Origin of the sequence: Nocardioides sp. (assembly GCF_036267815.1) — a bacterium.
GTDB lineage: Bacteria > Actinomycetota > Actinomycetes > Propionibacteriales > Nocardioidaceae > Nocardioides.
This window is the reverse complement of sequence record NZ_DATAVI010000009.1, coordinates 45,002-69,775: the sequence shown is the minus strand read 5'-3', so window position 1 is coordinate 69,775 and position 24,774 is coordinate 45,002. Positions and strand designations below refer to the sequence as shown.

Annotated in this window: 23 protein-coding genes and 1 pseudogene; 13 read left to right on the top strand and 11 right to left on the bottom strand. The window is 69.4% G+C overall.

Going from position 1 to position 24,774, the window contains the following annotated elements; all coding sequences use genetic code 11:
* The first annotated feature begins 168 nt into the window (after positions 1–168).
* The 5 genes and pseudogenes from VHW64_RS01790 (at position 169) to VHW64_RS01775 (ending at position 2,711) form a co-directional block, all read left to right on the top strand.
* A complete protein-coding gene (locus VHW64_RS01790) occupies positions 169–711 on the top strand; it encodes a YceI family protein (RefSeq protein WP_329648784.1) in 543 nt (180 codons plus the stop codon).
* A gap of 390 nt (positions 712–1,101) precedes the next feature.
* Entirely contained in the window at positions 1,102–1,245 is a 144-nt protein-coding gene (locus tag VHW64_RS01785; RefSeq protein ID WP_329648783.1) for a hypothetical protein, read from the top strand.
* A 285-nt stretch (positions 1,246–1,530) separates the two neighbouring features.
* Positions 1,531–1,626, top strand: a pseudogene (locus VHW64_RS20235) (NmrA family NAD(P)-binding protein); the annotation flags it as partial.
* Positions 1,627–1,799: 173 nt separating this feature from the next.
* On the top strand, positions 1,800–1,952 hold the full coding sequence (locus tag VHW64_RS01780; protein WP_329648782.1) for a hypothetical protein: 153 nt from the start codon (positions 1,800–1,802) through the stop codon (positions 1,950–1,952).
* Positions 1,953–1,970: 18 nt separating this feature from the next.
* Positions 1,971–2,711, top strand: coding sequence for an SDR family oxidoreductase (locus VHW64_RS01775; RefSeq protein WP_329648811.1), 741 nt, complete (start codon positions 1,971–1,973; stop codon positions 2,709–2,711).
* A gap of 829 nt (positions 2,712–3,540) precedes the next feature.
* Here the strand turns inward: VHW64_RS01775 and VHW64_RS01770 are convergent.
* The 5 genes from VHW64_RS01770 to VHW64_RS01750 all read right to left on the bottom strand — a co-directional run bounded on the left by VHW64_RS01770 (position 3,541) and on the right by VHW64_RS01750 (position 9,448).
* Positions 3,541–4,329, bottom strand: coding sequence for an ABC transporter permease subunit (locus VHW64_RS01770; protein ID WP_329648781.1), 789 nt, complete (start codon positions 4,327–4,329; stop codon positions 3,541–3,543).
* Positions 4,319–5,221: an ABC transporter ATP-binding protein gene (locus VHW64_RS01765; RefSeq protein WP_329648780.1), complete on the bottom strand. Its 903-nt coding sequence runs from the start codon at positions 5,219–5,221 to the stop codon at positions 4,319–4,321. The genes VHW64_RS01770 and VHW64_RS01765 overlap by 11 nt, the downstream gene beginning before the upstream one ends.
* 68 nt (positions 5,222–5,289) lie before the next feature.
* A complete protein-coding gene (locus VHW64_RS01760; RefSeq protein WP_329648779.1) occupies positions 5,290–7,080 on the bottom strand; it encodes a chloride channel protein in 1,791 nt (596 codons plus the stop codon).
* 1,341 nt (positions 7,081–8,421) lie between these two features.
* Positions 8,422–8,931 carry a pyridoxamine 5'-phosphate oxidase family protein gene (locus VHW64_RS01755; protein WP_329648778.1) on the bottom strand — a complete coding sequence of 170 codons (510 nt, stop codon included), beginning with the start codon at positions 8,929–8,931 and terminating at the stop codon, positions 8,422–8,424.
* 256 nt (positions 8,932–9,187) lie between these two features.
* Positions 9,188–9,448 (bottom strand): SRPBCC family protein, encoded by a 261-nt coding sequence (locus VHW64_RS01750; protein ID WP_329648777.1) that lies wholly within the window; start codon positions 9,446–9,448, stop codon positions 9,188–9,190.
* 201 nt (positions 9,449–9,649) lie between these two features.
* On the opposite strand from VHW64_RS01750, the gene VHW64_RS01745 reads away from it, so the two are divergent.
* The 8 genes from VHW64_RS01745 (at position 9,650) to VHW64_RS01710 (ending at position 17,741) form a co-directional block, all read left to right on the top strand.
* Entirely contained in the window at positions 9,650–10,588 is a 939-nt protein-coding gene (locus VHW64_RS01745) for a LysR family transcriptional regulator (protein ID WP_329648776.1), read from the top strand.
* 146 nt (positions 10,589–10,734) lie between these two features.
* On the top strand, positions 10,735–12,201 hold the full coding sequence (locus tag VHW64_RS01740) for an NAD(P)/FAD-dependent oxidoreductase (RefSeq protein WP_329648775.1): 1,467 nt from the start codon (positions 10,735–10,737) through the stop codon (positions 12,199–12,201).
* Positions 12,194–13,012: an FAD-dependent oxidoreductase gene (locus VHW64_RS01735; protein WP_329648774.1), complete on the top strand. Its 819-nt coding sequence runs from the start codon at positions 12,194–12,196 to the stop codon at positions 13,010–13,012. The genes VHW64_RS01740 and VHW64_RS01735 overlap by 8 nt, the downstream gene beginning before the upstream one ends.
* A 23-nt stretch (positions 13,013–13,035) precedes the next feature.
* The gene (locus VHW64_RS01730; protein WP_329648773.1) at positions 13,036–13,254 is read left to right on the top strand and encodes a hypothetical protein; all 219 of its coding nucleotides are present in this window, start codon (positions 13,036–13,038) and stop codon (positions 13,252–13,254) included.
* On the top strand, positions 13,251–14,030 hold the full coding sequence (locus VHW64_RS01725) for an HAD-IA family hydrolase (protein ID WP_329648772.1): 780 nt from the start codon (positions 13,251–13,253) through the stop codon (positions 14,028–14,030). The genes VHW64_RS01730 and VHW64_RS01725 overlap by 4 nt, the downstream gene beginning before the upstream one ends.
* Entirely contained in the window at positions 14,027–15,010 is a 984-nt protein-coding gene (locus VHW64_RS01720) for a phosphotransferase (RefSeq protein ID WP_329648771.1), read from the top strand. The genes VHW64_RS01725 and VHW64_RS01720 overlap by 4 nt, the downstream gene beginning before the upstream one ends.
* Before the next feature lie 157 nt (positions 15,011–15,167).
* On the top strand, positions 15,168–16,730 hold the full coding sequence (locus tag VHW64_RS01715; RefSeq protein ID WP_329648770.1) for an amino acid permease: 1,563 nt from the start codon (positions 15,168–15,170) through the stop codon (positions 16,728–16,730).
* Between the two features lie 141 nt (positions 16,731–16,871).
* Positions 16,872–17,741, top strand: coding sequence for a class II fructose-bisphosphate aldolase (locus VHW64_RS01710; protein ID WP_329648769.1), 870 nt, complete (start codon positions 16,872–16,874; stop codon positions 17,739–17,741).
* Positions 17,742–18,362: 621 nt separating this feature from the next.
* Here VHW64_RS01710 and VHW64_RS01705 read toward each other — a convergent pair.
* From VHW64_RS01705 to VHW64_RS01680, 6 genes are all read right to left on the bottom strand, one after another.
* The gene (locus tag VHW64_RS01705; RefSeq protein ID WP_329648768.1) at positions 18,363–18,734 is read right to left on the bottom strand and encodes a hypothetical protein; all 372 of its coding nucleotides are present in this window, start codon (positions 18,732–18,734) and stop codon (positions 18,363–18,365) included.
* 318 nt (positions 18,735–19,052) lie between these two features.
* Positions 19,053–19,484, bottom strand: coding sequence for a hypothetical protein (locus VHW64_RS01700; protein ID WP_329648767.1), 432 nt, complete (start codon positions 19,482–19,484; stop codon positions 19,053–19,055).
* 96 nt (positions 19,485–19,580) lie between these two features.
* Entirely contained in the window at positions 19,581–19,799 is a 219-nt protein-coding gene (locus VHW64_RS01695; protein WP_329648766.1) for a formate dehydrogenase subunit delta, read from the bottom strand.
* A complete protein-coding gene (gene fdhF / locus VHW64_RS01690) occupies positions 19,796–22,651 on the bottom strand; it encodes a formate dehydrogenase subunit alpha (protein ID WP_329648765.1) in 2,856 nt (951 codons plus the stop codon). The genes VHW64_RS01695 and fdhF overlap by 4 nt, the downstream gene beginning before the upstream one ends.
* A gap of 2 nt (positions 22,652–22,653) precedes the next feature.
* Positions 22,654–24,243 carry an NADH-ubiquinone oxidoreductase-F iron-sulfur binding region domain-containing protein gene (locus VHW64_RS01685; RefSeq protein ID WP_329648764.1) on the bottom strand — a complete coding sequence of 530 codons (1,590 nt, stop codon included), beginning with the start codon at positions 24,241–24,243 and terminating at the stop codon, positions 22,654–22,656.
* On the bottom strand, positions 24,234–24,689 hold the full coding sequence (locus VHW64_RS01680; protein ID WP_329648763.1) for an NAD(P)H-dependent oxidoreductase subunit E: 456 nt from the start codon (positions 24,687–24,689) through the stop codon (positions 24,234–24,236). Before VHW64_RS01680 ends, VHW64_RS01685 begins: the two co-directional genes overlap by 10 nt.
* Between the last annotated feature and the right edge of the window lie 85 nt (positions 24,690–24,774).

The following is a 24,774-nucleotide window of genomic DNA, read 5'->3' as shown; positions in this document are numbered from 1 at the left end:
AGGTTGCTCAGTCTCACCTGGGTACTCCGGGGGCGAGACGATAGTTGGTCCTTCAACTATAGTTCGATATTCTGGTGATCCGGACTGGAGTCCGGGCACGCGTTGTCTAGCGCGAACGCCGGACCGGCCGGGATCGCTGAAACGAGCACGGGCGTCGGGAGGATTGACATGGGTAGCTGGCAGCTTGACCCGTACCACACGCAGGTGGAGTTCGCGGCGAAGCACCTGGGCATGATGACGGTGCGTGGGCACTTCTCCGAGGTGACGTCCACGGCGGACATCGACCCTGATCATCTGGAGAACATGCGTGTCGAGGTCACGATCCAGGCGGCCAGCATCAAGACCCATCACGAGGTTCGCGACCAGGATCTTCGCTCGGAGAACTTCCTGGACACAGACAAGTTTGCCGTCATGACGTTCACGAGCACCGGCGTCGAGTCGGCTGGGGAGGACCAGTACATCGTGACCGGCGACCTGACCATCAAGGGCATCACGCGAGCGGTCGCCTTGCAGATGAGCCGGCTGGGCGAGTTCAACGATCCGATGATGGGTCACCGGATCGGCTACAGCGGGCACACCAAGATCAACCGCAGAGACTTCGGTCTGACCTTCAACCCCGTGCTCGACGGGCGGTTCGTCGTGAGCGACGAGATCAACATCGCGCTGGAAGGCGAACTGGTCGAACAGGCGGACGAGGCCCCGGCCACCTGAGCCTCTCGTTCCAAGTTGCCCGGCGTTGCCTGGATCGCCATCTCATGCCCGGGTGACCCATCGAGTGAGCCTGTCGACGTCCCGGGGCGAGCCGTCGATCCGAACGTGGGCAGCGTCGAGCCTGCCGGATGCCTGCAGGACTGACCTCGGGTGGTGAACCGGCCATGGACACGGATCCCGGCCCGGTCCGTGCACGCGAGTGCCTGCGCCACTGTCGGGTGCGACTTCTGCCCATACCGGTGCTTTCCGGCGGGCGCGTTTGAGGATCGGTCCTGTGGACCGCCAGATCTCGTCGAGGTCGGCCGCTGGCAGGCCCCGAGGCGCAAGCGGCTCTCATCGAGCAGGCCGTCGCGGACCTGAAGGGCAACGCGTTGGCCCACCGGCCCACCCGTGTCCCGACTACGGGCCGAGCTGTTCGTCGACGGCCTGCACAACGCCATCTGGCTCAGCGGGATCGCCCTCCTGATCACCGCCGCGCTCGGCGCTGCGCTCCTCCGGCGGCACCGCCCAACGCACCATGAGCAACGGCGCTGAACCCACCACGCCGCAATCCCACAACTGGCGGAACACCGGCCAGGAGTTGGAAGCGTCCGGGCCGGCTGGCGACCTGAGCCGCAGACGTTCTGGATTCCGTTCCATGAACGGCATTGCACTTTGGGCGCTGGTCTCTGGTACCTCGGGGGAAAGAGGACTACACGGTCTGCGGATCCTCTCCGTGGGTGCTGAGCGGGCGGTCCCGGCTGGCGAGCATCCACGGTGTGAGTAGTTTCGAACATCGGGCGCACCATTTGTGCGCCGTCAAGGTCTCGGAGGTGTCGCATGGTCATGGTCATCGGGGCGACAGGCAACGTTGGTCGCCACGTGGTTGATGGCCTGCTCGGACAGGGCTTGTCGGTCCGTGCTCTGGCCCGTGACCCCGCTAGCGCCGGTCTCCCGGAACGGTGTCGATGTCGTGGCGGGCGACCTCAGGTCCACGAGGGGTTTGGCGAACCATCTGGACGGCGTCGATGCGGTCTTCTTGGTGTGGCCACTCTTGTTCTCCGATCGGGCGAGCAAGGTGGTGGCCATCCTCACCGGGCGTCACCTTGGTGGTCGTCGAGCAGGTCTATCTCGACGCTCATGGCCGGCCCCGCAACAGCTCGGCTCGTCACACGCAGACGTACGTGGTCAGCCTCGATGACGCCGAGCCGCAGGTCCTCTCCGGTCAGAACACCGTCCACGTTGCCGACACCGGCAGCTGACACGGATTGGCCGCCGTTGTGATTCACCGCTCCTACGTTGTGACCGGGGGAAGCCAAGGCGTTGGGCGAGCCATCGCTGAGCGTCTCGCCACGCAAGGCCATGTCGTGGTCCTCGACATCGCGCAGACCTCTGCTGGAGACCACTCATCGGTCGAGTTCGTCATCGGCGACGCCCGCATCCCGAGGATCGCCGAGCGCGCCGCCCTGCGGGCCGAAGCTGCTGGCCCCTTGGTTGGATGGGTCAACAACGCGGCGATCTTTCGCGATGCCACGCTGGCCTCCGCCGCCGCGGACGAAGTCCTCGACCTCATCACCGCGAACCTGGCCCTGGCGGTCATCGGGTGCCACACGGCGGTGAACCACTTCCTCGCCCACGAACGCCCCGGCGCGATCGTGAACGTCTCATCCCACCAGGCACAACGCCCGGTACGCGGGGCGCTGCCCTACGCGACGGCCAAGGCCGCAGTGGAAGCCCTCACGAAGGCTGTCGCCATCGACCACGGACCCGCCGGCATCCGCACCAACGCGGTCGCACTCGGCTCTATCGGCACCGCCCGTTACGGGGCCTACCGCGAGCACCACCCCGACGTCGAGGCGCAGATGGCCGCCCTACATCCGCTGGGCCGGGTGGGGACCAGTGACGAAGTCGCCGACACGGTGACATATCTGCTGTCCGACAACGCCAGTTTCATCAACGGCGTCGTCCTTCCCGTCGACGGCGGCCGCGCAGCCCAAGGCGCGGATCCTGAAGCTGACTAGACGGTATGACGTGACCCGGTCGGACTGACGGGGCCCCGGGCCGGGGCCTCACTCACGACATTCGTGGGTGACCGAGCAGTGGCTGCCCGCTCGACCCATCCGACATTCGTGGGAGGCCCGGTGTTCCCCGAGCGTACGAGGGTGGGGCTCGACGTGCATGCACGATCGGTCGTCGCAGCAGCGATCGATGGCGTCACGGGCGAGCTCATCCAGACCAGACTCAGGTCACGGAAGACGACGTCAGTGTCGGTGGCGGTGTCGAATCCGAGCCTCTCGTAGGCGCGGCACAACGCGTCCCATGGGTGGCTCATCCGGGTTGAGGTGATCGGCAGCGGCCCCGCGGCCGCGACTGCCCCCAGCCCGAGGTCGAACTCCTCCTGCCCACCGATCAGCCGCTGCACAGCGACGACCTTGAGGGCCTCGAGCTCCTGCACGTCATGTGCTGGTCCCAGATGCTCGATCTTGCGTGATCCACGCCGCGAGGAGTGCACGATCTGGACCGCCGTCGCCCGTCGAGGACTTCACAGTGCGCACCTACGCCACGAACCAGGACTCTAGAGCCCACGGCTAGTGCGCAAATTCGTGCCTGGCAGCCAATGAACACGCAGGTCAGCGAGGTGGGCCTCGCCGCAGCCTCAGACATGGCCTAAGTCACGCTAGGGCTGTGGCCTCAGGGCCGGCCCAGCAAGGCCCTGAGGCCTCCTGAGCGCCTTGACCGTCGACCACCAGCTACGTGGCGCTCTGAGGCTTCGGGTGATTCGGTGGTCGACGTATCGCGACCTGGGCAGTCGGGGCAGCGGTCGCACGGTGCGGTCGACGAACAAGAGAGTCAGTGGAGGTCGAGTCTCGCGAACGCAGCCACGCACACCACAGCAAGCGCGGCGCACGTACCGCAGAGCACGGTAGCTGCGGCCCAGCAGAGGCCGTGGTCGAGCTGATGGTTGCCGACGCTGTAGTAGAAGAGCGAGGCGAAGCGGAGTGGGTGGACCCAGTTCACGGCTGGTGCGAGGGCGCTGAGGATGTAGGACCCGGTGGCGGCTGAGCCTGCGACGGCGATCGCGGTTCCGCGGCTTCCGGTGGCGGCGCCCACGGCGAGGGCGAGGAGGCCGAACGCCGCGCCGAGGAGGAGGACGCCGAGCGTGGTGCTCAGGACCGGCCAGATCCCAAGGGGCAGTTGGAAGGCGCGGCCGGCGAAGACGCACGCCACGGTGGCGGTCGTGGCTGGCAGTGCCATGAGGAGCAGTGCGGTCATCTTCTGCGACACCAGGTCGCGCCTGCTGAGCGGAAGGGCGGCGACCAGGCTCAGCGTGTTGGCCTCGTCCTGTCCGGCGATCGCGTCGGCGCCGTAGCCGATCGTGATGACGAGGACGAACAGGGGGAGGAAGTTGGCGTAGAGGTTGGCGTTGACCCAGCCGACCGGCGAGGTCAACGAGCCGCTGGCGCCGAGGAGTGCGCCCAGGGTGTTCCCGTTCGCGGTGAGCGCGTCCAGGGAGGTCTGGTTCTTGAACGACGGGTAGAGCGCCACGATGACGAGGGTGTAGCCGGCCAGACCGAGGGTGAAGCCCCAGATGCCGCGTCGGCGCAGCCGTAGGTCCAGGCGTGTGATGTCAGTGCGCATCCGGGGCCTCGGATCGGTGCTGGGATCGGTAGAAGGTGCGGAACAGCTCGTCGAGGTCGGCGGACCGGGCGGTGATATCGACCGCGTCCTGGTCTGCCGCTGCTGCCAGCACCGGCGCGACGGCGCCGGCCACTGACAGCATCATCGTGTTGTCGGCGACGGAGAGGACCTCTACCCCGTCCAGGGACGCGAATGCCATTCGGGGGGCCGGCCCGGGAAACCACAGCTCGATCCGGCGCGGTGAGCGGCCCCTGAGTCCTTGGACGGTGTCGACGGCCACGATGCTCCCGTCTCGGATGATCGCGAGCTCACCGACGACTCGTTGCACCTCGTCGAGGTCGTGGGAGGAGAGGAACACGGTCGCTCCCGTGGCGACGGTCTCGTGCAGCAGGGAGGCGAACTCGTCCTGTACCAGCGGGTCGAGCCCCGAGGTGGGTTCGTCGAGGACGACGAGCTCGGGCTGGTCCATGAACGCGAGGACCAGGCCGAGCTTCTGCCGGTTGCCCTTCGACAGTGTGTGCACGGGCCGGTCCACCTCCGCACCGAACCTGTCCACCAGCTCGGTGCGGTAGCGCAGATCGCTCAGTCCTCTGGCCGCGGAGAACCGGTCGAGCGTCTCCTGGCCGGTCAGACGGGGGAACAGGCTCAGCTCGCCGGGCAGATAGCCCATCCGGCGACGTAGGACCGCGCCGTCGCGCCAGGGGTCGAGACCGAGCACTGTCGCGGTTCCGGCTGTGGGCCGATAGAGGCCCAGGATGAGTCGGATCGTGGTGGACTTCCCGGCGCCGTTGGGACCGAGGAACCCGAAGACCCCACCGGTGGGTACGTCGAGGCTGACGCCGGCAATGCCACGTGTGGTGCCGAATGTCTTCGTCAGCCCCCGCAGGCGCACCGCATAGGGGCCGCTTGAGTGGCCGGGTTGCCCTGTCGGTTCACCGGGACGCGGTTGGGGCGTGGGGGTCATGATGCTGGTCGGACGGGCTCGAGACTGGCCAGCGCGTTCTGGTAGTCGAACCAACCGACCACGCCGGCACTGGCGGCAGACAGGACGGGGATCGCGCCACAGTCGCTGGCGTCCAGGGCGCGGATCGCATCCGCGACCTCGGTGTCCTCGCGCACCGACGAGGGAAGCTCCACCAGCAGCTCGACGGGGGTTGCGTCGTGCCGGCCGTCGGAGAGCGCCTCGCTGACCGCGCGTGCGGTGACCACTCCGAGGTAGGTGCCGTCGCGGGCGACCGGGAGAACGCCGTACCGCGTCCGGGCCAGCTCGAGCGCGACGTCGGCGAGCCGGGCGTCCGCGGCGATCGCGGGTGGGAGTGGCTTCATCACCGCCGACACCTGGACGCGTCCTCCGGGTGCGATGGTCTCGCGGATGCCAAGGTGTACGCCGCGGCGGCGCAGCTTGAGGGTGTAGATCGTGTCCTGGGTGAGCCGGTGCCCGATGCCGGTGGCCAGCACGATCGCGGTCATCAACGGCAAGATGATCGTGTACTCGCCGGTCAGCTCGAACATGATGACCACCGCGGTGATCGGGGCACGAGCCGCCCCCGCGAAGACCGCGCCCATTCCGATGAGGGCGTAGGCGCCGGCCGGTCCCGCGCCGGGCAGGAGCTGGTGGGCGACGATCCCGAAGGCGGAGCCCAACATCGCCCCCATGAACAGGCTGGGGGCGAAGACCCCGCCAGAGCCGCCGATCCCGATCGTCAGCGAGGTCGCCACCATCTTGCCGAGCAGGAGGACGAGGAGGAAGACGAGTGCGTACTGGCCGCTGACCGCGTTGCCGAGGACTGGGTAGCCGACGCCGTACAGCTGCGGCAGCACCAGTAGCACCACCCCGAGGGCGAGGCCACCGACCGCGGGCCGCAGCCACTCCGGGCCACGCCAGATGGCGTCACAGCCGTCCTCGATCAGATAGAGGATGCGGGTGAACCCGACGCCCACGCAGCCGGCGATCACCCCCAGGACGGCGAAGTAGACGTATTCCGCGGGGTGCTGGACGGTGAAGGTCGGCAGGGCGAGGAACGGCCGGCTGCCCAGGGCCGCGCGTCCGATCACGCTCGCGGTGACCGCAGCAAGCACCACCATGCCGAACGACTCGGCCGCGAAGTCGGCCAGGATCAGCTCCATGGCGAAGAACACCCCGGCCAGTGGCGCGTTGAACGTGGCGGCTATCCCGCCCGCTGCGCCACAGGCGACCAGGACCCGCATCCGCCCCTCGGGCACCCGGAGGACCCGGCCCACCGTCGAGCCGAGGGCGGACCCGATCTGGACGATCGGCCCCTCACGGCCCACCGAGCCGCCGCCACCGATGCACAACGCCGAGGCCAGCGCCTTGACCGCAGCGACCTGGGGCGCGATCCGGCCACCACGACGCGCCACGGCGTACATCACCTCCGGCACGCCATGGCCGCGGGCCTCGCGGGCGAAGAAGTGAACCAGCGGACCGTACGCCAGCCCCGCCACCACCGGGGCACCGAGCAGGAACCATCGGCCCAGGCCGGGCAGCCCCGGATGCGCGGCTCCGGGCACGGCGGCGTAGTCCGGGTGCCCGGACAGGACGAGCGTGAACTGCTTGATCAGCCACCGGAACACCACGGCGAACAGCCCCGCCCCAGCCCCTACGACCAGCGCGAGCAGCACCAGCCCACCGGCACCCGAGCGGGCTGCAGCGTTCACGCGCTCCACACCGGACCGGGGCAGCCTCAGCCAGCCGGCGTGCCCGGAGACCATCGGGGGATCGCTTCCAGGCATGACTTGCAGTATGCAATAGTTGCTTACCTGAATGCAACATGAGGTGTCGGCGCCGGCACCGGGCACCACGACGATGCCCGGTCCGAGGCAGCGGGCGACCCTGAGCTGGACGACTTCGTCACTGTCCTCCTGACCGCCTCGCGTGCGCTCCTCGGAGTCACCGCCCGGTCGTTGGCCGATCTCGATGACGTGGTCACCGTGCCCCAGTTCCGGACTCTCGTGGTGCTGCGCAGGCACACGGCACCAGCAGGCTGAACACCCTGACCGACCGGCGCCGGGTGCAGCCGTCGACCGCGCTGCGCAGTGTCGACCGGCTGATCATTGACCAGCTGGTCACCCGGCACGAGAACGCCAGGATCGAGGTCGCGCGTCGTGCTGCGGGTTGTCAGCGGGTCCTCCACGATCCACCTCGGTACGACGTCGTTGGCGCGCGCGGTGGTCGAAGCCTCTGGCGTCGCCGACGCAGCCTCGGCACCAACCCTCACCTTGCAGGGTCGCGCCGTGGTGGTGAGCCAACCGCGCGAAGCAGCCCCGGGACCTGAGCTCGACTCCGCCTCGCTCGTGACGTCACTGGCGGATCGAGCTCGACGCCGGCGCGTCGTCGGTCGACCTCGACCTCTCGCGGGGACGCGTGTCCGCCATCGACGTCACTCAAGGGGTTTTCGGCCTTCGCCATCGCTCTCCCCGAACCACGAGGGACGCTGCCCGTGACCGTCATCGGGGCACCAGCTCAGTCCGTCTCGCAGTCACCGGAGCCGTGCCCGTTCGCGCGACCATGGTCGGCGGTGCCGGCAGCGTTCGTCTCTACCGAACGGCGACCATCGGAGTAGCGGGCGGATCCGTGCTCGAGTCGCCCGGCTGGCGAAGAGCGCGCAACCGCCTTGTGGTCGACTGCGTGGCCGGTGTGTGGAGCCTCGTCGTGCGTTAGGGAAGTGCCGATCAATGGCGCGCAGCAGGCGGGATTGGTCAGCGCTTCCTTGGGCCCGGCGGCCTGTGTCGTGACACGCCGCACCGGGTACGTAGCAGGCAAGGAAGGTGGAGATCTCTGATGACCGCAACGCCCAACGAACCGAACGTCCGGCCGGACGTCACCCAGGACCCGCAAGAGCCCAATCCGCCCTCTCCGACGGAGCCCGCCGAGGCCGACTCCGACACGTCGCCGGACTAGGCGTCGGTTGGGTCAAGTGGTCTCGGGATGTTTCGGCAGGACACCGCGCGGCGGTGCGTCGGGCCCGAACTCGGCCTCGCCGTCGTCGATGCGCTCCTCTGCCGCGGCCACGAGCTCTTCCGCGTCCAGGGCGGGCTGATCTGAATGGGGTTGGCGGGGTGGCTCGGTACGGCTCAGGGCTCCACGTTGCCGTGGTCGGCGTCGTACGTCGCCCCGGTCATCTTGGTCTTTGCGAAGCTGATCAGCGAGGCGACCTTGCTACCGGGGGTGTCCCAGTACTCCGCCTGCTCGACATCGACTCGAAGCAAGGTCGCGTTCGGGTCCTCCGGTCCACCGGGCAACCATGCCTCGGCGAAGCTGTTCCACAGCTGCTCCACCTTGTCCGTGTCGTCGATGACGAATGCGCGTCCCGTCGCGGCCACCCGGGCGTCCCGCGACGAGAACGTCACGGCCACGTGCGGCACCGCCCGCAACACGCGCACGTGAGCGGTGTCGCGTGCCGTGATGAACCACAGCTGGGCTCCCGGATCGACGTCCTGTCGAGCCATCGGCACTGATCGCGGGCCGTCTGGACCGAACGTGGTGAGCATGCCCACACGCATCTCGCGCATCAACTGGACCAGCTTGTCCCGGGAGCCGCTGCCGACATTCTGGCCGGCGTCCGCCGTCGGCTCGTCCCTCATCTTGCAGTGGGTACCCCACCTGGCCGGGCGCATGCCGCTAGGCACGTCGGAGCGCCGGAGACCGGCCCAGGATGCCTCAGGTCTCGAGCCGGTCGAGGATGGTGCTCATGCGCTCCTCTGTCTCGTTGGCGATCCTCTCGAACACGAGCTTGACCGCCGTCGTCGCGAGCTTCGGCGGCCCGCTCATCTCGATGGCCGCCTCGTAGGTGACCTGACTTCCACCGCTCGGGTGCGGGTCGACGGTGATGGTGTCGGTCTACGTCGCCGTGTCGTTGCTCCCGGCCAGCACGATGCGCCTGCTCGTCAGCTCCTTCAGCTCATAGGTCAGCTCGGTCGAGACCCCAGCGATCTTGGACTCGTTGTGCCACCGGCTCCCGACGCGCACCTGGCCCTCATCGAGACGTACGCACCGTTGGGTTCCGGGATCCCACTCCTCGGCGTGGCCGAGCTCCTTGAGGTAGTCGATGACGGCCTCAGGGGATGGCTGCACGGTGAAGGTGCGACTCACGGTGGTCATGCAGCAACTGTGCCGCCAGCCCGTCACCAGGAGGACACCTGCCGGGGTGACCTCTGGAGGCGCGGAGATCGCCCCGGAGCTGTCCCGCGCCCGTTGGACCTCGCGGCGTCAACGTCCTCTCGTGGCTGGCGCGCGGTCACGGGGCGAGCACTACGATGTCGCCGCGGCCCGCTGGGGGCCTGCGCCCGTGGGGGTGAGCTCATGCCGACACTGTTGGACGTATGGAATGTGGCCCGGCTCAGGCTTCTCATCGAGCTCGAGAGGTCCGAGAGCCTGTCGAAGGCTGCCGAGGTCGTGGGGATCAGCCAGCCCACGGCCAGCGAGCACATCCGCCTGCTGAACGTCGCGGCCGGCGAGCCGCTCGTCGCCCGCAGTGGTCGCTCCCTGCATCTGACCGGTGCGGGCCAGATCGTGGCGGCGCACGCGGCACAGGCCCTGTCGAGCCTGATGGCCGCGGAGTCCGACCTCGCCGCGCGGGCGGGTCTTCGCACCGGGACGCTCCGACTCGGAGCGTCCTCGGTGCCCGGCACGTACGTCGTCCCCGACGCCCTGGCTCACTTCCGGCAGCAGTGTCCGGACGTGGAGGTACACCTGTCGGTCGGGTCTACGGCACAGGTCGTGCGGTGGCTCCTGTCGGGGCGGGTGACCTGCGCCGTCACGTGTGGTGAGGTGCGCGACGAGCGACTCGTGGCCACCCCCCTTGGGCCGGACGAGATCGTCGGAGTCGCGAGCCCGGCGCTGCTCGACCTCTCGAGTACCGCCGAGGTCACGGCCTCGGCGCTCGACGGTGCCACCCTCCTGGTGCAGGAGGAGGGCTCCAGCACGCGCGACTTCGCCCTCGGGATCCTGGCCGCGACGCCGTACCGTTTCGGAGACGTCTGGGAGCTGGGATCGGTCGACGCCGTCAAGCGCGCGGTACGTCGCGGGAGCGGGGTCGGGTTCCTCTCGACGCACACGATCGTCGAGGAGCGTCGACGCGGCGAGGTCGTCGCGTTCCGCGTCGCCGACGTGGCCACCCCGCGACGCCAGGTCGGCCTGCTGAGGCTCGGACAGACGAGCGCCAGCCCCGCCGAGCGCTACCTGGAGACCGTCCTGCGCTCCCATCTGGCTCGGGTCAGAGGAGTCGCCGCGCTCACCTGACACATCGGGAAACCCGATGTCTCCAGCCGGCAACGTGCGATCTGACGATACCCAGCGCGGTTCGACCGGCAACTCGTTGACCTGTTTCATCGTCTCTCCCTATCGTCCAGGCCATCGTCAGACCGGGAGCTACGTCGGAGGTGCGTGTGCGGAGCCACCACGCCGACACCGCCGTGCCGACGGCCGTGGAGAGCCCGGACGTCGTCATCGTCGGCGCCGGAGTGGTCGGGACGTCGACGGCCATGGCGTTGTCGCAGCTCGACGTCGACGTCGTCGTGATCGAGCGCCGGCAGGACGTCGGCGACGAGGCATCGCGCGCCAACAGCGGCATCACCAACTCCGGATGGTCACCGGCGCCGGGGTCGCTTGAGTCCGACCTGTGCCTGCGCTCGGACGGGCGCTGGGAGGCTCTCTCGGAGCGGCTGGGAGTGAGGTTCCGGCGCGTCGGATGCACGGTGCTCGCGCTCGACGAGGAGGAGGCCGCGCTGATCCCGGCCATGGCCGAGCGCTGCGAGACAGTCGGGGTCGAGGCACAGATCCTCAAGGGCGACGCACTCGCTGAGGTGGCACCCCACGCCTCGGCGGACGCCGTCCTGGGGTTGCACATCCCCGCGGAAGGAGTCGTCGACTCCGTACGGCTCTCGGTCGCCTACGCCGAGCTTGCCGAGACCAACGGCGTGCGGTTCCGTCTGGGAGAGGCTGTCGTGGACGGCGTCCGCCAGAACGGCCGCATCACCGAGATCGTCACGACCCGCGGCCGATACCGCCCGAAGTTCGTGGTGAACGCCGCAGGGGTCGGCGCCGACGCCGTCTCGGAGGCACTGGGTGGCGAGGACTTCGACGTCGTGGCGCGACGAGGTCAGTGGACCCTGCTGGACCGCGAGTTCGGCAAGCAGGTGCCGTCGATCCTCACCGGCGTACCAGGCCCGCTCGGGCACGGGCCGATGGTGATCCCGACAGCGCATGGCTCGGTGCTGGTCGGGCCGGACGCCGAGGACCTGCCCGACAAGCGCGACCGCGCGACCACCACCGAAGGGATCGCCGATGTCCTCGGGCGCTGCCGGCGACTCATGCCCGGGCTCGACCTGTCCTTCGCGATCAAGACGTTCGCCGGCCTGCGTCCGCACAGCGACCCGACCTACCGGGTCGGCTGGTCCGAGTCTGCCTCGAACCTGCTGATGGCCGCGGGCATCAGGTCCACGGGCGTCTCGTCGTCACCCGCGATGGGTGAGCATCTGCGAGACCTGCTGGTCGCTGCAGGCCTTCCCGGTTCGGCTCGGCCGGCGGCGCGAACCTCGTTGGACTACGAGCGGCCGCTCTGGTGGGACCTCGACGGCGCTCGGGTGGCGACGGACCCCCTCGGTCGGACGGTGATCTGCGCCTGCGAGAAGGTCACCGCCGCCGATGTCCACCAGGCGCTGCGACCACCACTCGCCGCGACGACGATCGGCGGGGTCGCGCGCCGTACGCACGCGACCTGGGGACGCTGCCAGGGATCCGCGTGCCTGTCAGGGGTCGCCTTCGTGACGTCGCTGTATGCGGACCGTCCGGCATGGGAGACGCCGATGAACGAGCCCGGCTCGACCATCGGTGTAGGTGAGACCCATGGCTGACGTTGTCGTCGCGGGTGCCGGCAGGTCGGGTCTGATCGTCGCCAGGATGCTCGCCGAACGCGATGTCCGGGTGAGCGTCGTGGAGCGGCTGCCAGCGGCAGGTGGGCAGGAGCCCGAATCGGACGCCGAGTCCTTGGCGCGGGCAGCCGACCGGGCCGGTGTCAGCTGGAGGCTCGGGACGATCGCCCTGGAACGCCGGCCCGGGGCCGTGTGCACGCTCGGTGTCGGCGGGGCGGAGTCGCTCGACGCGGCAGTCCTGGTGCTGGCGACCGGGACTCGTCCGGCCACCAGGGCAGAGCTCGGCATCGTGGGCGACCGGGGTGCGGGCGTGCTGCCGGGATCGGTGGCGCACCACTACCTGGACTCGGGGGTCCTCCCTGGTCGGCACCCCCTGGTCGTCGGTGACGGCCAGCTCGCGGAGGAGCTCTGCGAGCAGCTCGAGCGCGCCGGCGCGTCGCGCGTCGTCCGGGTACGCCGTACCGCCGAGCCGACGGAGTCGGGGGACGGCGAGCTCGGCGAGCTCGGGGAGGTCCGGTTCGCCGACGCCACGGTCGAGGCGGTGCACGGCTTCCCACGGGTGAGCGGTGCGACCGTCCGTCAGGGCGGGCGAGTGACTCACGTGGCGACCGACGCCGTGCTCCTGGCTGCCGGGCGGATCCCGATGCGCAACGTCGAAGGGGCGCTCTTCGCGAGCGACGACGTGGTCGAGTGCTTCAGCTCGGCCGACCCCAAGACCCACGAGGACGCGGTCGCAACAGCGACACGTGCATGCGAGCAGGCTCTGGCGGCCGTTGGACGCCGGACGTTGTGACGGTTGGACGGAAGTGGGAAGAGATGCAGGTACTGTCGCCGGTCGGCCGGTTCCGGGTGAGCCTGGGTGGCGTCCGCATGGACCGCGGCCGTCCCGTGCTCGACGTTCGCATGGGTGCCTGGCGGTCCGAGGTCACCCTGGAGCCTCGGGACCTACCCCTCCTGGGCGCGGCAGCCGGCATCGTCGCCTGCGCGGCGTGGGGCGGTTGGCGGGCCGGGCTGCGGAGCCGGGCAGCCTCGTGAAGGCCCTCGTCTTCGACTGCGACGGCGTACTCGCAGAGACCGAGCGCGACGGGCACCGCGTCGCCTTCAACCAGATGTTCGACGAGCAGGGCCTGGGTCTCTCCTGGAGCACCGAGGACTACGCCGAGCGGCTCACGGTGGCGGGCGGGCGTGAGCGGCTCATGCGGCTGTGCACCGATGACTTCGTGCGCAGTCACGGTCTGCCCACCGACCCCGCCGAGCTCGAGGGCGTCGTTCGCGGCTGGCATCGGCGCAAGACCGAGATCTTCGTGGGGATGGTCCGCGACGGCCTGCTCGAGCCGCGACCGGGGGTACGCCGCCTGGCGGAGGACGCGCACGACGCCGGCTGGGTCCTGGGGGTGGCGTCGACCTCGGCACAGGAGTCGGTGTGCGCGATCGCCGACCGCGCGCTGGGGGACCTGATGCCGCACCACATCGTGGTCGTGGCTGGCGACATGGTCGCCCACAAGAAGCCGGCCCCCGACGTCTACGTACGGGCCCTGGCCGACCTGGGGAGCAGACCCGAGGACTCGGCGGCGATCGAAGACTCAGCCATCGGCGTCGCCTCGGCGCGCGCCGCGGGGATGTCGGTGGTGGCGACCCAGAGCCACTACACCCGGGAGGAGGACCTCGGCGGCGCCCGGATCGTGGTCGACTCGCTCGGCGAGCCTGGAGGGCCGCAGCTTCGCGTGGTGCTGAACACCACGAGGGTGCCTGTCGGCGACTACGTCGGTGTCGCCCACCTCGAGGCCTGTGTCGGGGCGGGCGTCTCGTGAGCGGCGCCAACCAGCCTTTCGAGCGGCCCGGCTCGCCGTCGACCATGCCGCCGACGGTGGAGCTCGCGCTCCAGCGGCTGTGGCCCGGAGCTGCGTGGAGCTCGGAGCCACTCGAGGGCGGCATGACCAACCGCAACTTCAAGGTCGTGCTCGAGTCCGGGCCCGAGGCCGGTCGCGCGGTCGTCGTTCAGGAGCAGCTGCCCGACGCGTTGGCCGGCGTGGTCGGGATCCAGCGTCGTACCCAGAGCCTGGCCCTGGAGGAGATCGCGTCGCTCGGCCTCACCCCGCCGGTGCTCGCGCAGCTTGCTGACCTCGGCGTTCTCGTCGTCGACTTCGTCGACGGCTCCCTGCTTTCCGACGTCGCAGACCGCGCCGGCGCACTGACGATGCTGGGTCAGACGCTGGCTCGGCTGCACGCCCAGACGCGGGGAACGTCGGTGCACGGCCTGGTCTCCGACCCGTTCTCGGGCACCACATGGCTGTTCGAGCAGGTGGACCGGGAGAGCCCGGAACTGGTCGAGGACTTCGGCTGGACGATGCACACCCTCCATCGGATCGGTACCGCTCGTGGATCCTATGTGGCGCCCCTTCTGCACGCTGACGTGTCCGAGGGCAACGTCGTCTTCACCGCCGACCGGGCCTTCCTGATCGACTGGGAGTACGCCGGCTCCGGTGACCGGTTCTTCGACGTCGGCGACTTCGCGGAGAAGGCGAAGCTGGGACCCGAGGAGGTGGCCGCTCTCGTCTCCGGGTACGGCGAGGCCGCCGACGAACGAGTGCTCGCGGCGGTCCGGTGCTACCGCTTCGTCAGCATGCTCCGCGAAGGGCTCTGGTCGCTGCGCGCGGGGACCACCGGCTTCCTCGACTTCGACCACGCCGGATACGCGCGCACCTGCCTGGCGCGGATGGCCGAGATCGCCTCCGAGGCGTCGTTCGAGTCGGACCTGGCGCTCCTCGAGCGGGAGGAGAAGCTGCCGTGATCGCTCGGGCCAGCCCGCGACCGGTGGGCACTCGTCGTACGTCTTCCGAGAGCGCCCGCTCTCGACCCGCCAACGCGGGGCAAGGCCGGGGCTCCGGTCAGGCGACACCTGTCGCTCCAGGAAGGTCTCGGACTCCAATTGTGTCAACGAGGTGAACATGAGCATCAACCAAGATGACTCCGACTCGGCGGTGCTGGCCCGGCTCGGGTACCAACAACAGCTGAAGCGCCGCATGGGCGCCTTCACCAACTTTGCGATCTCCTTCAGCATCATCTCGGTGCTGGCGGGTCCGATCACCAGCTACTACATCGGGTTCTCCTACGGCGGCCCGGTGATGATGGCCTGGGGATGGCCGCTCGTCTCCCTCATGTGCGTCATCGTGGCGCTGGGCATCGCCGAGCTCGCGTCGGCCATGCCTACCGCCGGCGGCCTCTACTTCTGGGCCTGCCGGATGGCGTCTCCGCGGTGGGGATGGTTCACGGGGTGGTTCAACATCGTCGGGCTCGTCGGCGCCGTCGCAGCCGTCGGGTACGGCTTCTCGCTCACGTTCACCTCTCTGCTCGTGCTGCTGTGGCCGGGCGCGTTCTCGGCTACGACGGGCACCCTGTACGCGGTGTACGCGATCGCCATCATCGCGATGGGAGCCGTCAACTACTTCGACATCCGGGTTGTGGCTCTGACCAACAACATCTCGGCCTGGTGGCACATCATCGGCACCGCGGTGATCGTCGTGGCGCTCGTAGTCGTCCCCGACCACCACCAGTCCGCCTCGTACGTCTTCACCAAGACGATCAACGCCTCAGGCTTCGGCGGACATCACTGGTCGCAGCCGATGTTCTGGTTCGTGCTCGGACTCGGACTCCTCCAGGCGCAGTACACGATTGGTGGCTTCGACGCCTCGGCGCATATGTCCGAGGAGACCAACAACGCCGCCCGCGCCGCCGCACGAGGAGTGTGGACGTCGGTGTTCTGGTCGGGCGTCGGGGGGTGGATCCTCCTGCTCGCGATCACGTTCGCGATCCCCAACACCCAGGACACGCTCAACGCGGGTGCGTTCGACGTCCAGTACATCTGGTCGACGGCGCTCGGATCGCGCTGGGCAGAAGCGCTGCTCCTCATCGCCAGCGTCGCCCAGTTCCTGTGCTGCAACGCGGTTGTCACGGCGAGCTCCCGGGTGGTGTGGGCGCTCTCACGAGACCGGGCCACCCCGGCGTCGCACCTGTGGACCCGGCTCAACAAGTTCCAGGTGCCGTTCAACGCCGTGGCCGTCATCGTAGGCATCAACCTGCTGCTGATGCTGCCGACGTTCTGGAACGCGACCATCGGCTACCTGATCGCGACCGCCGTCGTCGTGATCGGGCTGTACCTCGCCTATGCCTTCGTGATCCTCCTGAGGTTCCGGCTCGGCGACGAGTTCGAGACCGGACCCTGGAACCTCGGCCGCTGGTACAAGGTCGTCGACCTCGTGAGCATCGTGTGGATCGGCCTGGTCTGCCTGCTTTTCATCTCGCCCACCACGCCGGCCGGAATCCCGTTCCACCACGACTTCTCGTGGAACTCGTTCAACTACACACTGCTCGCCGTCGCCGGTGCCCTGCTGCTCTTCGGAGGATGGTGGGTCCTCTCGGCCAGGCACTGGTTCAAGGGGCCGGTGCCTGACATCGACCCGGCAACTCGCGCCGCCGCCGAGGCTGCCGGACCGGAAGGCGTCCCTACCTGATCGAGCGTCCACGGCGGCGCGGCTGCGGCCCCGCGCTGCTGCGCCGCCGTGGCCCTGTTGGCACCAATCGGAGGAGCTGACCTTGTCGAGCCATGCCGCCTTCGGGCACGCGACCACGGCTGCGCCGGAGCACGTGCGCTGATGACCACCACTTCGTTGTCGACGATCCTCGACGACGCGTTCAGCAACCGGTACGGCGTCCCGGCGATCAACGTCGTCAACGACCTGACGATGGAGGCGGTGCTCCGGGGCGCCGTCCAGGCCGGGTCGCCGGTGATCGTCCAGACATCGGTCAAGACGGTCCGCAGCGTCGGCGTCGACGTGCTCGCAGCCATGTGGCGGGCGATGACCGAGGGGATCGACGTACCCGTCTGCCTGCATCTCGACCACTGTCCGGACCGGGAGGTTCTCTCAGAGTGCCTCCGGGCGGGATGGAACTCGGTGTTGTTCGACGCCTCCCTCCTGCCGATTGAGGAGAACCTCCGGCAGACCATCGAGGTGGTGGCCGAAGCGCGGAGGTACGGCGCGAACGTGGAAGGCGAGATCGAGCACATCCAAGGCGTCGAGGATGGCGTGGGCAGTGACGAGGCGTCGGCTCAGCACTCGCTGGACGTCACCCTGGACTTCCTGAGGCGGACGGAGGTGGACGTCTTCGCCCCCGCCATCGGGAACGCCCACGGCGCCTACACGCGCACACCTACGCTCGACGGCGACCGCGTCAGCGCCATCGTGGCCGCGCACCCGATCCCGATCGCCCTCCACGGTGGCAGCGGGCTGACCGACGAGCAGTTCCGAGACCTCATCTCCCGCGGCTGCGCCAAGGTCAACATCTCGACCGCGCTCAAGACGACGTTCATGCGGTCGTCGCTTCGCGAGCTACGTCGTGCCGAGGAGACGGACCGGTGGGACCCACCATCGGTCTTCCGCTCGGTCGGTGACGACGTCGCGGCACTGACCGTGCAGCTCGCCGAGATCCTCGGGAGCGCCGAGCGGGCGCCCGGGGCTGGGTGAGCACGTCGATGCCGTCCCCCTCCGAGGTGCCCCGCCGGACCCTGTGGGCATCACCCAGGCGGGTTCTCGGGCTCGTCGCCTGAAATGCGAGGCGCCCCCGCTCGTGTGTGACGAGCGGGGGCGATCGGCGCCGGCTTCTCTCCCCCCGGTGTGAAGCGCACCCCCGGTCGGCTCGCGACCTACCCCCCGATGGTCCGAGCCAGTGTTCGTGGTTGGGCTTCCCCCGAAGTCCTGGCCACAAGGATGATTGAACGCGACCCGTGCCACCGTCGTAAGGTGTTGCCAGCACACTGGCCTTTACCTTGCCCGCCGGTTGGCAATTCTACGGATTCCGCAGCATTCCCTCGTTTGCGCCGCCAAGATCGACCTCAAGACGTTCAGATCTATGGGGAGAACTGACGATGATGATTACCTTGTGCACCGTGTTCGGCTTCGCGATGGTCGTAGGGACCATGCGGGTGAACGACTGGCTCCGGACCCGCCGTCCGATCGTCGTGATGGCGACGCCGGCGTGGGAGATCGACTGACGATCGACGCACCGCTCAACCGGTGCCGTAACGGCGACCACACGCTCGTCCGCTCTGCCCGAGGATCGTGGGCACGACCGCCGATCGCACCGCGTCAGCAGGCGGCGTGGTCCACCTTCTTGGTCACGGTGACGGCGATGGTGCCGTCGCTCAGCACGGGGGTGAGCGCGAAGAATGCGGCTGAGCCCTTGTTCACGACCCGGCGCGTCTCGAGGCCTCTGACCGTGGAGACCGGGGCGGGCCCCAGCCCGGCCTGCGAGTCGGCGTACTGCACGTCGTAGTGGTCGACGTGGGCGTAGGGGTTGGGGGTCCACGACAGCTCGACGTCGCACTGGGTGGAGCTGTGGTTGCTGACGGAGATCGACACCCGAGCGACACCCACGGGCGAGGACTGCGCCGAGGCCGCGGTCGCGCCGGCTCCGACAAGGGCGGCGGCGGTGAGGGTGGTGGCGAGGATGCGGCGCATGTCGAGTTCTCCCAGGGTCGTGTGGCCAGCGCTTGCGGCTGGTGACGGGCGGTGCTTGTGAGTGCAACTGTCCAGGAGCCAGGCTTGGCGGACCGTTCGCCCGCTGACACTTCCGGCTCCTCGGGGGCGAGTCGGGGACCGGCGCTGTGCCTCAGCTGACGCGGGTACCGTGCCGTCGTACGCCCGCGTCCGCCGGACTTCCTGGCCTCTTCTGGCACTTCCCGGGGGTTGCAGCGGCCAGGAAGTGCCAAATCCCCCGCTTCAGCGGGGGATTTGGCAGCCACCGCCCACCCGTCCGGAGCAGGGAGAGTCGAGACGTCAGGAGGTGCGCGGCCGGTAGTGGCCGTCGAACGCCGTCGTCCAGGTGGTGCCGTCGTCGGCCGAGGACTCCCAGTGCTGGCGCACCCCACCATCCTCGGGGGTCCAGGTGATCCGCTGGCGCTCGAGCACGTCGTTCTCTCCGGGCGCGGTGCCCTCGAGCACCATCGACTCCTTGACGAGCCCGCCGTCGAGAAGCAGCAGGCCACCGGTCGAGTCGACCCAGGTCTGGTGCCAGCGGTCACGGCTGGGGTCGTAGGCGTTCAGGCTGTGGCCCTCGACCCCGCCGCCGCCCTGCCAGTGCTCGGCGACGGCGCCGCCGTCGAAGAGCAGGGCGACGGTGTTGGTGCCGACCAGTCGCCCATGGGGGCCGAACACGTCCCACCCTCCGACCCAGAAGTCGAAGTCGCGAGCGGAGCCCTGCTGCGCCATGACCAGAACCTAGGGAGAACCTCCCGGCTCGGGGAGGGCCCGGACCGAGTCGTCACCGGATCGAGACCCCGTCGTGACCAGCAGGTAAGGGGCAGGTCAGCTCGCGCGCGCCGCCAGCAGCCCGGCAGCGTCGACCACCAGCGGGTCCAAGGCGTCGTCCTGCGCCGCCACCAGGGCCTCGAGGTTGCGGCGCATCCGCGGCTCCCAGAAGCGCTCGATGTGGTCGGCGATGGCCTCGGCCGCCTGGGCGGTCGGCAGGTGTCCCAGCTGGCGCGCGATGTCGTTGCCCATCCTCGCCTCGGGGGGCACGTTCATGCGTGCGTCTCTGCCGGCTCGCGCACCTCGGTGACGGCGTCGGTGCCGCGCGCGTTCGCGACCCCGACCTGGACGGCGGTGACCTTGTACTCCGGGCAGTTGGTCGCCCAGTCGGAGTTCTCGGTCGTCACGACGTTGGCCCCGGTGATCGGGTGATGGAACGTCGTGTACACCACGCCCGGAGGCATCCGCTCGGAGACCAGGGCACGCAACGTCGTCGAGCCGACCCGGCTCGCAAGGTCGACGAGGTCGCCGGAGGAGATGCCCCGCAGCTCGGCGTCCGCGGGATGGATCTCCAGGACGTCCTCGGGGTGCCAGGTGTTGTTGTCGGTGCGTCGCGTCTGCGCGCCGACGTTGTACTGCGTGAGGATGCGCCCCGTCGTGAGCAGCAGCGGGAACTTCCGGTTGGTGCGCTCGGTGGTCGGCACGAACCACGTCGGGATGAGGTGACCCTTGCCGCGGACGAACTCGCCGACGTGCATGGTGGGCGTGCCGTTCGGGGCGTTGTCGTTGATCGGCCACTGCATCGACCCCTCCGCGTCGAGTCGCGCGAAGCTCACGCCTGCGAAGGTCGGGGTGGTCGCGGCGATCTCGTCCAGGATCTGCGCGGGGGACTCGTAGGACATGGCGAAGCCCATGGCGGTGGCGAGCTCGCAGACCACCTGCCACTCGTCCTTGCCCACGCGCGAGGAGAAGACCGGCCGCACCCGACCGAACCTGCGCTCGGCGTTGATGAACGTGCCGTCCTTCTCCAGGAACGACGTGCCGGGCAGGAAGACGTGGGCGAAGCGAGCCGTCTCGTTGAGGAAGAGGTCCTGCACGACGACCAGGTCCATGGCGCGCAGGGCCGCCTCGACGTGCTGGGTGTTGGGGTCGGACTGGGCGATGTCCTCGCCCTGCACGTACAGCCCTCGGAAGCTGCCGGCGATGGCGGAGTCGAACATGTTCGGGATCCGCAGGCCGGGCTCCGGGTCGAGCGTCTTGCCCCAGAGCCTCTCGTAGATGCCGCGGACGTCGTCGCGGCCGACGTGGCGGTAGCCGGGGAACTCGTGCGGGAAGGAGCCCATGTCGCACGAGCCCTGGACGTTGTTCTGGCCGCGCAGCGGGTTGATGCCCACGCCGGGACGGCCGATGTTGCCGGTGAGCATGGCCAGGTTGGCCAGGCCCATCACCATCGTCGAGCCCTGGGAGTGCTCGGTGACCCCGAGGCCGTAGTAGATCGCCCCGTTGCGTGCCTGGGCGTAGAGCCGGGCGGCTGCCCGGAGCTCGTCGGGGTCGACTCCCGTCGCGCTCGCGGTGGCCTCGGGGGAGTTCCCCGGGTCGCGGACGAACTCGAGATACTCGTCGACGCCCTCACAGCGCTCGCGCAGGAACGCCTCGTCGTGCAGCCCTTCGGTGACCACCGTGTGCGCCATCGCGTTGATGTAGGCGACGTTGGAGCCGGGTTGCAGCGGGAGGTGGTGGGTCGCCTCGACGTGGGGACTGCGCACCAGGTCGATCCGTCGCGGGTCGGCGACGATCAGCTGGGCACCCTCGCGCAGCCGCTTCTTCATCCGCGAGGCGAAGACCGGGTGGGCGTCGGTCGGGTTGGCGCCGATCAGGAGGATGACGTCGGCCTGGTCGACCGAGGCGAAGTCCTGGGTGCCGGCCGAGGTGCCGAAGGTCTGGCTGAGGCCGTAGCCCGTGGGGGAGTGGCACACGCGTGCGCAGGTGTCGACGTTGTTGTTGTCGAACGCCGCGCGGACCATCTTCTGGACGACGTAGACCTCTTCGTTGGTGCAGCGGCTCGAGGAGATCCCGCCGATCGAGCCGACGCCGTACTCGGCCTGGATCGCCTTGAAGCCGGACGCGGCCCGGGCGATGGCCTCCTCCCACGAGACCTTGCGCCACTCGTCGTCGATGGAGTCGCGCACCATCGGTGACATCTGGCGGTCGCGGTGGCTGGCGTAGCCGTAGGCGAAGCGGCCCTTCACGCAGCTGTGGCCCTCGTTGGCGCCCCCGGACTTCGAGGGCGTCATCCGGACGACGCGGGCGTCGTCGCCGTCGCCCTGGACCTCGGCGCGGAACGAGCAGCCGACGCCGCAGTAGGCGCACGTCGTCTCGACCGACCGGGTCGGCATGCCCAGCGAGACGATGGAGTTCTCCTGGAGGGCGGACGTCGGGCAGGCCTGCACGCAGGCGCCGCAGGACACGCACTCCGAGCTGAGGAAGTCGGTGCCGCCGGCGCTGATCCGGGAGTCGAAGCCGCGTCCCTCGACGGTCAGGGCGAAGGTGCCTTGGATGTCGCCGCAGGCCCGCACGCAGCGGGAGCAGACGATGCACGACGACGCGTCGAACGCGAAGTACGGGTTGGACTGGTCGAGAGGCTGCGGGTGCGCGACGTCCAGGCGCGTCTCGGGGCGGCCGTAGCGCACCTCGGCGGACCCCACGGTGGCGGCGAGCGACTGGATCTCGCAGTTGCCCCGGGCGCAGCCGTCGCAGTCTTCGGGGTGGTCGGAGAGATAGAGCTCCATGACGTTGCGCCGCAGCTCGCGCACCGTGTCGGTCTGGGTGCTGACGACCATGCCGTCGGCGCACGGCGTGGTGCAGGAGGCGGGCACACCCCGGACGCCGTCGACCTCGACCAGGCACATCCGGCAGGAGCCGAACGCATTCAGCGAGTCGGTCGCGCACAGCTTGGGGATCGTCACCCCGGCCTCGGTGGCGGCGCGCAGGACGGAGGTCCCAGCGGGGACGTCGACCTGGTGGCCGTCGACGGTCACGGTCACCGATGGCGTCACGGTATCGACGTCGTGCATCGGCGGCGTGCCGAAGTCGAGCTCGGGTGACCAGATGCTCGGCTCGTCGACCATGCTCATACTGCTGCTCCGCTCGCTTCGTCTCGCTGAGGCTCGAAGTCCTCGGGGAAGTGCTTGACCGCGCTCTGGACGGGCATCGGCGTCAGTCCGCCCATGGCGCACAGGGATCCCTTGGTCATGGTCTCGCAAAGATCGTCGAGCAGCACCAGGTTTGCGGTGATGTCGTGGCCGGCGATGATCCGGTCGATCGTCTCCACGCCACGCGTCGACCCGACCCGGCAGGGCGTGCACTTGCCGCACGACTCCACCGCGCAGAACTCCATCGCGAAGCGCGCCATCTTGGCCATGTCGACGGTGTCGTCGAAGACGACGATGCCGCCGTGCCCGAGCATCCCCCCGGCCGCGGCCATCGCCTCGTACTCCATGGCGACGTCGAAGCCGGACGCGGGCACGTAGGCCCCGAGCGGGCCTCCGACCTGCGCGGCCCGCAGAGGACGCCCGGACAGGGTGCCGCCGCCGTACTCCTCGACGAGCTCGCGAAGGCTCACGCCGAAGGGCAGCTCGACGATGCCGCCCTGCTTGATGTTGCCGGCCAGCTGGAAGACCTGGGTGCCGCGCGAGCGGCCGGTGCCCAGCTCGGCGTACCCCTGCCATCCAGGGCCGCCGTCGACGGTGTTGCTCAAGATCATCGGCACCGCGCACAGCGTCAGCACGTTGTTGACCGCGGTCGGGCGGCCCCAGAGCCCCTTGATCGCCGGGATCGGCGGCTTGGCCCGCACCTCGCCGCGCCGTCCCTCGAGGCTCTCGAGCATCGAGGACTCCTCGCCGCAGATGTAGGCGCCGGCACCGACTCGCACGTGCAGGTCGAAGGTGAGGCCCGAGCCGAGGATGTCGCCGCCGAGGAAGCCATGGGTGTACGCCGCGTCGATCGCGCGGCGCAGGGCGGCGACGGCGTGGGGGTACTCGGAGCGGGCGTAGACGTAGCCCTCGCTGGCGCCCACCGCGTGGGCCGTGATCGTCATTCCCTCGATCAGGGTGAACGGGTCGCCCTCGACGACCATGCGGTCGGCGAAGGTCCCGGAGTCGCCCTCGTCGAAGTTGCACGCGACGAACTTGAGGTCGGACCCGGCCTCCAGGACCGTCTTCCACTTGATGCCTGCCGGGAAGCCGGCGCCGCCACGGCCGCGCAGACCGGAGTCGGTCACCTCCGCGACCACCTCGGCCGGTGACAGCGACAGCGCGCGCCGGAGTCCGGCCCACCCGCCGTGTGCCTCGTAGTCGGCGACGGACGTCGGGTCGACGACGCCGACTCGGGCGAAGCTCACCCGGCGCTGGGAGGCCAGCCAGGGATGCTCGTCGACGACCCCCATGGATCCCGGGCGGGCGAGGAGGTCGCTCTGCGACCGGGTCGCAAGCGCCTGCATCAGGGCGGGGACGTCCTCGGGGGTGACGTTGCCGAACCCCACCCGCCCCGCGTCGGTCTCGACCTCCACCAGCGGCTCGAGCCAGAGCATGCCGCGCGAGCCGTTGCGCACCACCTGCGCTCCGGCCGCCTCGACCGCGGCGGCCACCTCGTCGGCACCCACCGATACCGCAGCGGCGTCGCCCGGGACGAACACCCTGCCCGCCTGGTCCGTCAACGCCATGCCTCCGTGAGGGTGTCGAGCCGCTCGCGGGACAGCCGGCCGTGCAGGCGCCCGTCGAGCATGCCGGACGGGCCGAGCGCGCAGTTGCCGAGGCAGAAGACCTCGCTCACCTCGACGCCGTCGCCGAGCTCAGCGGCCCTGGCATGCGTGTCGTCGTAGAGCGGCTGGGCGCCGACCGACTGGCAGGCCTCACCGCGGCAGAGCGCGACCGTGTGTGCGGCCGGAGGGGTCGTGCGGAAGTCGTGGTAGAAGCTCACCACGCCATGGACCTCGGCGACCGAGAGGTTCAGCACGTCCGCGATCGCCTCGACGTCCTCGCGGGCGACGTGCCCGAGCTCCTCCATGACGTCGTGCAGGATCGGCATCAGCGGTCCGCGCTCGGCGAGGTGCTGGGTGGCAATGGCGCGGACCAGCGCGACCCGGTCGGTCGTGGGCGCGGTCGTCATCAGGCGGCTCCGGTGGTGGTGTGTCCTCATCCTAAGCGGTTGTTCACTATGAGCAATGCTCGCTCGCCCAGCGAATTCCGTACCC